This is a genomic window from Streptomyces sp. SID5785, from assembly GCF_009870065.1.
In the GTDB taxonomy this organism is placed as follows: Bacteria; Actinomycetota; Actinomycetes; order Streptomycetales; family Streptomycetaceae; genus Streptomyces.
The window spans coordinates 1-11600 of record NZ_WWIA01000104.1 but is presented as its reverse complement, the minus strand read 5'-3'; the positions used below and the strand labels follow the sequence as shown (position 1 = coordinate 11600).

Annotated in this window: 11 protein-coding genes; 7 read left to right on the top strand and 4 right to left on the bottom strand. The window is 72.7% G+C overall.

Annotated elements, in window-relative coordinates; translation table 11 throughout:
* The 3 genes from GTW43_RS03065 to GTW43_RS03055 all read left to right on the top strand — a co-directional run.
* A partial coding sequence (locus GTW43_RS03065; RefSeq protein WP_272922491.1) for an IclR family transcriptional regulator C-terminal domain-containing protein occupies positions 1 to 421 on the top strand: 421 nt, incomplete at its 5' end.
* Entirely contained in the window at positions 418 to 828 is a 411-nt protein-coding gene (locus GTW43_RS03060; RefSeq protein ID WP_161300014.1) for a RidA family protein, read from the top strand. The genes GTW43_RS03065 and GTW43_RS03060, both read left to right, overlap by 4 nt.
* Before the next feature lie 115 nt (positions 829 to 943).
* Positions 944 to 2434 (top strand): gluconate:H+ symporter, encoded by a 1491-nt coding sequence (locus GTW43_RS03055; protein ID WP_161300012.1) that lies wholly within the window; start codon positions 944 to 946, stop codon positions 2432 to 2434.
* Here GTW43_RS03055 and GTW43_RS03050 read toward each other — a convergent pair.
* Positions 2431 to 2790, bottom strand: a complete 360-nt coding sequence (locus GTW43_RS03050) for a hypothetical protein (RefSeq protein WP_161300010.1) — start codon at positions 2788 to 2790, stop codon at positions 2431 to 2433. The genes GTW43_RS03055 and GTW43_RS03050 overlap by 4 nt on opposite strands.
* A 231-nt stretch (positions 2791 to 3021) precedes the next feature.
* Between GTW43_RS03050 and GTW43_RS03045 the strand changes: the two genes are divergently transcribed.
* Both GTW43_RS03045 and GTW43_RS03040 read left to right on the top strand, forming a co-directional pair.
* Positions 3022 to 3567, top strand: coding sequence for a hypothetical protein (locus tag GTW43_RS03045; protein ID WP_161300008.1), 546 nt, complete (start codon positions 3022 to 3024; stop codon positions 3565 to 3567).
* Positions 3568 to 3661: 94 nt separating this feature from the next.
* Positions 3662 to 4996, top strand: a complete 1335-nt coding sequence (locus GTW43_RS03040; RefSeq protein WP_161300007.1) for an Nramp family divalent metal transporter — start codon at positions 3662 to 3664, stop codon at positions 4994 to 4996.
* Positions 4997 to 5022: 26 nt separating this feature from the next.
* On the opposite strand, the gene rph is transcribed toward GTW43_RS03040, so the two are convergent.
* Positions 5023 to 7677, bottom strand: a complete 2655-nt coding sequence (gene rph, locus GTW43_RS03035) for a rifamycin-inactivating phosphotransferase (protein ID WP_161300005.1) — start codon at positions 7675 to 7677, stop codon at positions 5023 to 5025.
* 233 nt (positions 7678 to 7910) lie between these two features.
* A complete protein-coding gene (locus GTW43_RS03030; protein WP_343245878.1) occupies positions 7911 to 8795 on the bottom strand; it encodes a class I SAM-dependent methyltransferase in 885 nt (294 codons plus the stop codon).
* 81 nt (positions 8796 to 8876) lie between these two features.
* On the opposite strand from GTW43_RS03030, the gene GTW43_RS03025 reads away from it, so the two are divergent.
* On the top strand, positions 8877 to 9296 hold the full coding sequence (locus GTW43_RS03025; protein WP_161300001.1) for a VOC family protein: 420 nt from the start codon (positions 8877 to 8879) through the stop codon (positions 9294 to 9296).
* A 78-nt stretch (positions 9297 to 9374) separates the two neighbouring features.
* On the opposite strand, the gene GTW43_RS03020 is transcribed toward GTW43_RS03025, so the two are convergent.
* Complete coding sequence (locus tag GTW43_RS03020) at positions 9375 to 10337, bottom strand: chitinase (RefSeq protein ID WP_237536359.1); 963 nt, start codon at positions 10335 to 10337, stop codon at positions 9375 to 9377.
* A 360-nt stretch (positions 10338 to 10697) separates the two neighbouring features.
* Here GTW43_RS03020 and GTW43_RS03015 point away from each other — a divergent pair.
* On the top strand, positions 10698 to 11600 hold a 903-nt coding region (locus GTW43_RS03015), incomplete at its 3' end, for a hypothetical protein (RefSeq protein ID WP_161299997.1).

Here is an 11600-nt window from a genome sequence, read left to right as displayed (position 1 = left end):
TATCGGCAAGCCCGTCGCCATCACCGTCGCGGCCGTCGCCAAGCTGCTCCTGGCCGACCTGCCCGAGCCCGAGCGCCGCGCCCTCGCGGAGCGGCTCGACTACCCCCTCTACACGTCCCGTTCCACCCCCAACGCCCCCGCCTTCCTGCGGGAGCTGGACAAGGTGCGCGAACAGGGCTGGGCCACCGACCTCGGCGGCCACGAGGAATCCATCAACTGCGTCGGCGCGCCCATCCGCGGCGCCGACGGACGGGTCGTCGCCGCCATGTCGGTCTCCGCGCCGAACGTCGTCGTCACCGCAGAGGAACTCCTCACCCTGCTCCCGGTGGTCCGCCGCACGGCGGAAGTCATCAGCCGGGACTACTCCGGAACCGGGCCCGTCCCGGGCAACACCCCCACCAAGGAAGCACGTTCATCATGACCGAGAAGACCGCTCTCACGCCGAAGACCCACACCACCCCGCCGGCGAAGTTCTCGCACGGCGTCAAGAAGGGCAACATCCTCCAGGTCGCCGGCCAGGTCGGCTTCCTGCCGGCCGTCGAGGGCCAGGCCCCCACCCCGGCCGGCCCGACCCTGCGCGAGCAGACCCTCCAGACCTTCGCCAACGTCAAGGCGATCCTCGAAGAGGGCGGCGCGACCTGGGACGACGTCATGATGATGCGCGTCTACCTCACGGACGTCGACCACTTCGCCGAGATGAACGAGATCTACAACACCTACTTCGAGGAGCAGGGCCTCAAGGAGGCCCCCGCCGCCCGCACGACCGTCTACGTCGGTCTGCCCAAGGGCCTGCTCATCGAGATCGACGCGCTCGCCGTCCTGAGCTGAGCGCGCTCACCTCCCCGCACCACCCCCCGCACGTCGTCACGGTGCGGCGCGTCCCGTACGCGCCGCACCGCGATCCCCCCTGCCCTGAAAGCTCCATGTCCTTACGAGGTCGACGATGTCCCCGTTCTCCGCGCTCTCCCCCCTCGCGGCCACCGCGCCCGAGACCCCACCCCACACCGGCGGCATGCTCACGATCATCGACGGCACCGCCGGTCTGCTGACCGTCGCCGCCCTCGGCATCGCGCTGCTGCTCTTCCTGATCATCAAGGTGCGGCTGCAGCCCTTCGTCGCGCTCCTCGCGGTCTCCATAGCCGTCGGCCTCGCGGCCGGCCTCTCCGTGACCGAACTCTTCGGCACCGTCCAGAAGTCCGACGCCGTCTCGACCATCGAGTCCGGCATGGGCGGCACCCTCGGACACGTGGCGATCATCATCGGCCTCGGCACCATGCTCGGCGCCGTGCTCGAGGTCTCCGGCGGGGCCGAGGTACTGGCCTCCCGCCTCCTGAACCTCTTCGGCGAGAAGCGCGCCCCGCTCGCCATGGGCCTGACCGGCCTCATCTTCGGCATCCCCGTCTTCTTCGACGTCGGCATCTTCGTCCTCGCGCCGATCGTCTACGCGGCCGCCAAGCGCGGCGGCAAGTCGATCGTCCTGTACTGCATGCCGCTGCTCGCGGGTCTGTCCATGACCCACGCCTTCCTGCCCCCGCACCCCGGCCCCGTCGCCGCCGCCGGACTGCTCAAGGTCGACCTCGGCTGGGTCATCCTCATGGGCATCGTCTGCGGCATCCCCGCCGTGCTCGCCGCCTGGGGCTGGGCCGCCTGGATCGGCAAGCGGATCTTCGTGCCGGTCCCGCAGGACATGGTCGAGGCCGCCGACGAGGCCAAGGCCGCGCTCGTCGAGGAGCAGCGCAAGCAGGGCGTGCAGCCCACCGAGAAGCCGGTCCCGCTCGGCACCGTCTTCACGATCATCGGCACCCCGCTGGTGCTGATCCTGCTCGCCACGTTCTCCTCGATCGCCTTCGACCCGTCCACGGGCCGCTCCGTCATCGAGTTCTTCGGGCACCCCTTCGTCGCCCTGACGATCGCGCTGATGCTCGCCTACTACCTGCTCGGCATCCGGCGCGGCTGGTCCCGCAAGTCCCTGGAGCAGGTCTCGACGGCCTCCCTCAAGCCGGTCGGAAACATCCTGCTCGTCGTCGGCGCGGGCGGCATCTTCGGCGCGGTCCTCAAGGCGAGCGGCATCGCGCAGGCCCTGTCCGACACGTTCAACGACGTCGGCCTGCCCGTCATCGTCCTCGCCTACCTGATCTCCCTCGTCCTGCGCGTCGCCCAGGGCTCGGCCACCGTCGCGATCGTCACGACGGCCGGCATCGTCGCCCCGCTGCTCGCCGAGGGCGACTACTCGCAGGCCTTCGTCGCCCTCGTGATCATGGCGATCTCCGCGGGCTCGATCTTCGCCTCGCACGTCAACGACGGCGGCTTCTGGATGGTCGCCAAGTACTTCGGCATCTCGGAGCGCGACACCCTGCGCACCTGGACGATCCTGGAATCGGTCCTGTCCCTCGCCGGCTTCGCGGTCGCCGCGGTGGTCAGCCTGTTCGTCTAGGCGAACGACAGCCCCGAGCAGCCGGTGCCGCCGGACGGGTCGGGCGCGTACACCCAGTACAGCGCGAAGACCTGGACGGCGAGCAGCAGCACCGCGAGGCACACCACCGCCGCCCGCGCGCCGCCGAAGCGCGCGGTGCGGCGGACGGTGAGCAGCAGCGCCGCGACGCTGCACACGGGGCCCGCCCACGCGGTCACGTACATCCGCGTCGAGGGACCCAGGTACACGCAGTCCTGGAACGTGTCCCCGTCGAACGAGATGTGCGCGCCGAGCAGCACGGCCGACAGCGCGGTCAGCACCATTGCGACCGTCAGGAGGCCGCCGCGACGGGTCGGGGCGGTGGTGGGCTGGTTCATGGTGGTCATCAGTACCGGTGCCGTTCGCGGCGCCGTGCACGTCCTTGGCCCTGATGGTGATCTCCGGCCGGCCCCCGCCGCTCTTCCCACTCGTCCCACGCCATGTGCGTTCGGCCCCCGTCTCGCACTGCTTGAATCGGCGAAGGTAACAGAGCACGGTAATGGGCACGTCAAATAACGAGGTGGGCCCGGAGGGAGCGCCGCACAGCCTTGTCCGCCATACTTCGGCCCGTGGAGCAGCGTATGGAGAGCCAGAAGGTCACGCCCGTCACCGGTGCCGGTTTCGACCCGGCGTACGTTCCCGGCCTGACGTCTCCCGTCACGGAGGCGGCAGCCGAGGACGCGGTCACGGGATCCGACGAGCCGTCGGAGGAGGTGACGCAGGACGCCGTCCCCGAGGACGCGGCGCCCGAGGAGGCGCCCGCCGAGCAGGACGAGGACACGACGGACGCCGAGGACGAGGCCGAGGACGCCGGGTCCGAGCCGGTTCGGGGGGCCGACAGTGACGGCCCCGTTCTGGAGGCGAAGGACCGGCGGGGGTCGATCTCCGTCGACGCGAGCGGCGTCCGCTTCACGCTCGACGACCAGGAGGCCGAGTTCGGCTGGGACGAGATCAGCGCCGTCGAGGTCGGCACGTCCCGCAAGCGGCTCCTCGTGACGGTCCACACGCCCAACAGCCGCTGGTACCCGAACGACGTCGAGGCCCCCGACAAGGCCCGCCTCCAGGAGTGGACCGAGACCCTCGACAAGGCGCTGGACGCGTACTTCGAGGATTAGGGGGACCGGGGAAGGCCCCGGGGCCCGCGCCTGATCGTGTCGATTCCTGCCGGAACCCTTGTCCGCCGCCGCACTTTGCGCACCCATGGGAGTCATGGCGGACACCACGGGCACTCCAGGTACCGGAACCGGCTCCCTCCCCTTCGACTCCGACCGACCCCGCAAGTCCAGCTGGCGCTACATCGGGCCCGGCATCGTCGTCGCCGCGACCGGTGTCGGTGCCGGTGACCTCGTCGCCACCCTGATCGCCGGCAGCAACTTCGGCTACACCCTCCTGTGGGCGGCCGTCATCGGCTGCCTCGTCAAGATCAGCCTCGCCGAGGCGTGCGGCCGCTGGCATCTGGCCACCGGCCGCACCCTGTTCGACGGCTGGGCGAGCCTCGGCCGCTGGACGACGTACTTCTTCGCCGTCTACGTCGTCGTGTGGGGCTTCGTCTACGGCGCGGCCGCGATGTCCTCCAGCGCGCTGCCGTTGCAGGCGCTGTTCCCCGACGTGTTCCCGGCCGACTGGTCGATCAAGCCCTGGGCGATCCTGTGCGGGATCGTCGGGCTCGTCTTCGTCTGGTTCAACAAGTACGACGTCTTCGAGAAGGTCATGACCGTCCTCGTCGGCGTCATGTTCGTCGTGACGGTGTACCTCGCGATCCGCGTCACGCCGAACCTCGGCGACGCCTTCGCCGGCCTGCTGCCCGTGCTGCCCGACGAGAAGGACTCCGTCCTCAACACCCTGGGCCTGATCGGCGGCGTCGGCGGCACCATCACACTGGCCGCGTACGGGTACTGGGTCAACGCCAAGGGCTGGACCACCACGGGCTGGATGAAGGTCATGCGGCTCGACAACCGCGTCGCCTACCTCACCACCGGCGTCTTCGTCGTCGCCATGCTCTTCGTCGGCGCCGAGCTGCTGCACGCCTCGCACGTCGCGATCTCCTCCGGCGACAAGGGCCTGCTCGACCTGACGGGCGTCCTGGAGGCCCAGTACGGCACCGTGACGGCCAAGCTGTTCCTCGTCGGGTTCTTCGCGACGTCGTTCACCTCGCTGATCGGCGTCTGGCACGGCGTGAGCCTGATGTTCGCCGACTTCGTCGAGCGCTACCGCAGCGCTCGCGTCACCGGCACCGAAGTCGCCCGCGGCGACCGGGAAAAGGGCCTGCCGTTCCGTGCCTACCTGCTGTGGCTGACGTTCCCGCCGATCGTGCTGCTCTTCCAGGGCCAGCCGTTCCGCCTCATCATCCTCTACGGGGTGCTGGGCGCCGCGTTCATGCCGTTCCTGGCCCTCACCCTGCTCTGGCTCCTCAACTCGCACCGCACCCCGCACCGTTGGCGCAACGGCCGGCTCAGCAACGGCATGCTGGCGGTCGCGGGCCTGCTCTTCGTCGTGCTGTGCGTGCAGCAGATCTGGGACCAGCCCTGGTCCGACGTCTTCTGATGCCGGGACGCGGCGCGCCGCCCGGCTCAGGGCAGGAGTTCGACGTACCCGGCGGTACCGTGCACCCGCACGCGCTGCCCGTCCCGGATCCGCCGGGTCGCCCCGTCGACGCCCACGACCGCGGGCAGCCCGTACTCGCGGGCGATCACCGCACCGTGCGTCATCAGCCCGCCCACCTCGGTCACCAGCCCCGCGACCCCGACGAACAGCGGCGACCAGCTCGGGTCCGTGAACGCGGTCACGAGAATGTCGCCCGGCGCGAGGTCGCGGGCCCGCGTCAGGTCGAGCAGGACACGGGCCCGCCCCTCGACGGTCCCCGCGGACACCGGCAGCCCGGTCAGCGCGCCGTCCGGCACGTCCGCACGCCGGTACGCGCCGCTGACCGCCTCCCCGTCGGAGGTGAGCACCCGCGGCGGCGTCAGCGCCCGGTGCGCGCGGAACGCCTCCGCGCGCTCCGCGATCAGCCCGCGGTCCACCGTGCCGGACCGCACGGCCTCCCGGAACTCCTCGAACGTCAGCTGGTAGGCGTCCTCCACCGCGTCGAGCACCCCGCGCTCCACCAGCAGGGCCGCCTCCGCGAGCAGCGCCTCCCGGTAGACGGCGTAGCGGCGGACGATGCCGTACTTGGGGTACTCCCGGTAGCCGATGAAGGTCCGCACCCGCTCGATCGCCGCCGCGGTCTCCTCGGCCTTGCGCTCCCCGTCCGGCAGGTCCCGCAGCCGGGCCAGCACGTCCCGCTCCTTCTCCCGCGCCCGCCGCAGCCCGTCCTCGAAGCGCTGCGCGGCGGCGCCGGGACCGAAGTTGCGTACGTGGTCGAGGATCAGCGGCACGAGCGTGCCGGGGCGCTCGCTCCAGCGCGGCCGGGTCAGGTCGATCTCGCCGACGCAGCGCGCGCCGTACAGCTCCAGGTACCCGTCGAGGGCGCGGCGCGCCGCGGGCCCTCCGCCGAGCGCCGCGAGCCCGTCGAGGAACGCGGCGTCGGGCGCGTCGCCGACACCCTCCAGGTAGGCCACGACCTCCGGGTACGGACGGATCGCGTCCGCGACGTCGAGCAGGGCCAGGCCCATCTCCGAGGTGACGTTGCCGGGCGCGGACAGGGTGAGGGTGTCGACGGCGTTCTCCTCGCCGAGCCAGGCGCGCAGCTGGTCGCTCAGCCACCACGTCGCCTCCATGCCCGCCATCACCGCCCGCATGCTCAGCGGATCGGCGAGCACCCGCTTGTGCTCCTCGAAGGCCCCGGCCAGGAAGTCGAACAGCTCGCTCCCGCGCCGCGCGCCGATGTCCCGCCGCAGCGCCGCGACGGACGCACGGCTGCGCGCGACCAGCTCGGTGACGATCGCCGGGTCGGTCGCGAGCGCGTCGGAGGCGCGCCGCCGTCCGGGCGGCGCGGCCGGGGCGTCGGGGGCCGCGGGCAGGACGACGTCGGGGCGCTCCAGGAGCGTCTCCAGCGCGTCCCTGACGAGCGGGTCGCCGCGGCCGACGAGGTCCAGGAACGCGGTGCGGCGCTCGCCCGCGGCCAGTTGCCGGGTGGCGTCCACGAACAGGCGGCTGCCCGCCTCGTGCATCGGCGCCATGGCGGTCAGCTGCCACACGCTGAGGCCCAGCGGCCGCATCGCGTCGGTCATCATCTGCTGGTGCCCCACGGAGAGGTACACCCGGGTGCCGTCGGTGTTCCCCTCCGCGTCCTTGCGGACCGGGACCGGGAACAGGGTCGTGATCGGCCTGCTCTGCACCACCCGGAAGCCGTCCTCGCCGACCAGGCACCACTCGATGTCCTGCGGCCGCCCGAACCGCTCCTCGATCCGCCGCCCGAGCGCGGCCAGCCGCACCGCCTGCCGGTCCGACAGCACGGGCCGCTCCTGCCGCTCCGCCGGGACGGGCACGGCCTCCGTGCCGCCGCCGCTCCTCGCCCGCAGGGCCTGCCGTTTGACGGCGACGGTCCGCTCGACGACCCGGCCGTCCCGCACCCGCAGGACGTCCGGGGTCACGGCCCCCGACACCAGCGCCTCCGCGAGCCCGAACCCGGCGTCGACGGTGGACACCCTGCGGTTCCCGCTGACGGGATCGGCGGTGAACAGCACCCCGGCCGCGTCCGGCACGACCATCTCCTGCACCACCACGGCCATCCGGACCGCCCGCTCGTCGATGCCGCCGCGCAGCCGGTACGCCACGGCCCGCTCGGTGAACAGCGAGGCCCAGCACCGCCGCACGTCCCGGAGCACCGCGGGCACCCCGACCACGTTCAGGTACGAGTCCTGCTGACCGGCGAAGGACGCGGTGGGCAGGTCCTCGGCGGTGGCGCTGGAGCGCACCGCCCACGGCGTGTCTGGGCCGAGCCGCCCGACCGCCTCGGTGACGGCCTCGACGAGTTCGCCGGGCAGGACGGCCGCCTCGACGGCCCGCCGGAGCCGGGCGCTGAGCTCGCGCACCGCCTCCGGGTGCCCGGGCTCCCGGGCCCGCTCGGGCCCCGCGAGGGCCGTGAGCTCCTCGATCAGGGCGCCGACCCCGGGCGTCCGCTCCAGGACCGTCCGCCGGTAGGCGCCGGTCGTCACGCAGAAGCCGCGCGGCACGTGCACACCCTCGATGCGGGCGAGCTCGCCCAGGTTCGCCCCCTTGCCGCCGGCGAGCGCGCCCTGCGATGCGTCGAGGTCCCGTAGATCCCACACGTACTGCTCACCCATAGCGGCACCTTCCGAGGCGACGGCCGTTCCGTTCGTCCGGTGTCCGCCGTCCACGTCTGCGCAGGTGGCGGCACCGGCGGACGATTGTGCGGCATGACGGGGGCCTTGCGGCAAGCCCCCCGCCGGGCTATAGCTTGAAAGTGCGAGGAGAGTGCGTCGTTCTCTCCCCGCTCTCTCTCCTCGCTCTCTCTCCTCGCTCTCGTGTGTCCGGTCCCGGTCGCCGCCGCGCGGCGTCAGCCCGTCAGGCCCCCGCCGCACTCGGCGACGGCCACCCGCCCCGACCGCAGCGAGGTGCCCGCCGGGCGGCCGCCGTCACCGCCGGCCGCGACCTCGGACAGCGCCCGGTCCCGCACGACCCGCATCCCGTGCTCCGCGAGCAGCGCCGCCAGCCCGGCGGGCTTCCACAGCGACCGCCACGGCTCGCCCGCCGTGACCGAACTGCCGAGGAACCGCGTCAGGAGCCGCCCGAGCGCGGCCTTCGCGGACGGCGCCTGGTAGTTCACGACGAGCGCGCTGCCGGGGGCGCTGCGCGCGGCCAGCGCCGCGACCGTGGCCCGCACCTCCTGCGCCGTCAGATACGGGACGACGCCCTCCCACAGCCAGGTCGTCGGCGCGGCCGGATCGTGCCCGGCGGCGTCCAGCGCGGCGCCGAGGTCGTCGACGGCGAGATCGACCGGCGCGAACCGCACGGAGCGGGCCACGGCCGGCAGCCCGTCCGGGGCACCCGCGTCCGTGAGCCGGGCCCGCTTGTCCTCCTGCGACGCCGGGTGGTCGACCTCCCAGACGTCCGTCCGCTCCAGCCCGGCCAGCCGCCAGGCCCGCGTGTCCAGACCGGCGCCGAGCACGACCAGCTGGCCCCGGACGCGCTCCGTCACCGCCTCGTCGATCGCGACGGTCCGCGGCACCATCAGCTCGGCGCAGGCCCGCACGCTCTCGTACGCGGTCCGTGCCGCCCAGCCCTGCGGCGGCGTCCCGGCGCGCACTTCGTCCACGACGGCCCGCTCCGCGTCGCGCAGCAGCCGCACGGCCACCGGATCCCCGAACCGCCCACCGTCACCGCTCCGCCCGTCCGCGACGGCCCGCCCCTGGCACACCAGCACCGCGGTCCGACTGGCCACCCGCCCACGCTCACCCATACCGTCATTCAACCAAGCCCGCCGCGACGACACCGCACCCCCGCCGCGCCTACCCTCCTCACCATGACCGGCCCACCCCACGGAACGCTCCACCACGTCGAGCTCTGGGTCCCCGACCTGCCCGCCGCGCGCGCCTCGACCGGCTGGCTGCTCCGGCGCCTCGGCTACGAGGTGTCGCAGAGCTGGGACACCGGCCGCAGCTGGCGGCTCGGCCCGACCTACCTCGTGCTCGAACAGTCCCCGGCCCGGACCGCGGACCACCACGACCGCCACCGCCCCGGCCTCAACCACCTGGCCTTCCACGTCGAGGACGCCCGCACCGTCGACCGTCTGGCCGCCGACGCCCCCGCGCACGGCTGGACCCTCCTCTTCCCCGACCGCCACCCGTACGCGGGCGGCGACGGGCACTACGCCGCGTACCTGGAGAACGAGGCGGGCTTCGAGGTCGAACTCGTCGCACGGGACGGGGAGGACGCCGGGTGACCCCGGTCGGGGGCGGGTGGCACGGCCTGGGCAGCGCCGCCGGGGGAGCGGCGGCGCTGCCCGTTCAGGGGTGGAGGGTCACAGGGCGTCGACGTGCGGGCCCACCGTCGAGGACCAGGCGTTGCCGGACGCGGCGTCCCAGTTCGTGGACCAGGTCATGGCGCCCCGGATGCCGGGGTACGTCTTCGAGGGCTTGAAGGAGCCGCAGTTCGTGCCCTTGGCCAGGCAGTCGAGGGCGTCGTTGACGACGGACGGCGCGACGTAGCCGCTGCCCGCGGCGCTCGACGAGGCCGGGGTGCCGATGCCGACCTGGGACGGGTCGAGGCCGCCCTCCAGCTGGATGCAGGCGAGCGCGGTCAGGAAGTCGACCGAGCCCTGGCTGTAGACCTTGCCGTCGCAGCCGAGCATCGAACCGCTGTTGTAGTACTGCATGTTGACGACCGTGAGGATGTCCTTCACGGCGAGCGCCGTCTTGAAGTACTCCGCGGACGTCGACTGCATGTCGATCGTCTGGGGCGCCATCGTGAGGACGAAGCCCGGCCCCGCGTCCGCCGCGATCGACTTGAGCGCCTGTGACATGTAGGTGGAGTTCAGGCCGTTCTCGAGGTCGATGTCGACGCCGTCGAAGCCGTACTCGTCCATGAGCGAGGTGATCGAGCTCGCGAAGTTCGCCGCGGAGGCGGAGTCGTTGACCGCCACCGTGCCGTTCTGGCCGCCGATCGAGATGACCACCGACTTGCCCGCGTCCTGCTTGGCCTTGATGTCCGCCTTGAACGCGTCCTCGGTGTAGCCGCCGAGCCCGGCCGAGTCGAGCGTGAAGTCGACCCCGCCCGGACTGCCCGTGGCGTCGGCGAACGCGACCGCGATGATGTCGTAGTCGCCGGGCACGTCGGCGAGGGTCTGCACCGTCGCGCCGTTGTCGAAGTTCTGCCAGTACCCGGTGACGGCGTGGGCCGGGACCTCGGCCGCCGAGGCGCTGGTGCCGGTGGCCATGAGCCCGGCCGCGGTCAGCGCCGCCGCCGCGAGTACGCCGGCGGCCATGCCGAGACGGGACCGGCGACGGCCGTGTTTCCTGCTGCTTTCGGAACGGATCATTTTCTGCCTCCGTGTGGGGGGACACCCGTCGCACCCGGTCCGCCGAAGCGATGTGCGAGTGACGGGAGTTGGGGGAGGGGTGCAGGGGAGTACGCAGCTGCTGGAGGTCCAAGCTGGTCCAGACCATTGGGGATGTCAAGGTCTGGGACGAACCCCGACCGACACTTCCTCGCCAACCACGGGCGATCACCGCGTGAACAGTGCGAAGTGGGGTGTTGACGGACGCCCGCGTGGATATGGTGCTCGGACAAGCACACCGCAGCGCACCGCGCTGTCCGGAGGAGGCCGAGCGAACGGGGGACACGCGTGCCGACCGCAGTCGCCGTCACCGACCCTGACCTGGTACTCGGCTCACCCGACCGGCACACCCCGAGCGCCGCCGTGCTGCCCGTCGGCGACCCGCAGCGCGCGTACTCGCTCGACCGCGCGATCGTCGACGTCCATGCCCTGATCGAGGCGCACGGCTATGTGATCGCCCTGTGTCCGGAATCCGCCCCGGACGCGGTCGTTCACCGACTGCACGCGATCCGGTCCGTGCTCGAGACCGACCGGATGGCGATCGTGCGGCCCGAACTGCCGCCGCTCGGCCTCGCCGTCCTCGCCCTGCAACTGCGCCAGCTGTCCGTCTGCGACTTCAGCCCCGGCGTCCTCGCCTCCGCCGGACGGCTCCTCGCGCACTACGTCCACGCGGGCGCCGTCGTCGGCTCGGTCGCCCGGCTCGACCGCGTCCCGGTGTCACTGCGCGCCCACACCAAGTCCTGGTCGCCCGGAACCCAGTTCGCCGTCGTCGCCTCGCCGCAGCCGCAGGTGGTACGGCTCACCGGCCCCGACTCCGTGCCCACCGGCCCGGCCTTCGGCACCCGCCTCCACTACGCCGTGGGCCGCCAGCCCGCCGACTGGGTCACCGGCACCCTCGCCCCCGCCTGGCGCGTGCAGGGCGCCACCGAGGCGCGGCTGCCCGGGGACTCGCCGCGCTGGTGGGCGACCGGCAAGCCGGGAAACCCGGGCCGGCTGGTCGAGTTCGCCGCCGCGATCCCCGACATCTCCGTGCTCTACCAGCTCGTCTCCTCCGTCAAGCGCGAGGACTGCCGCTGGTGCGGGCTCGAACTCATCGGCGACCGCTGCGGGTTCTGCTCCGCCCCGCTCTCCGCCGAGCCGCCCCCCGACCCGCACGGGACCCGGCGCCCCGCCCTCACCCCGGCCGGCGCC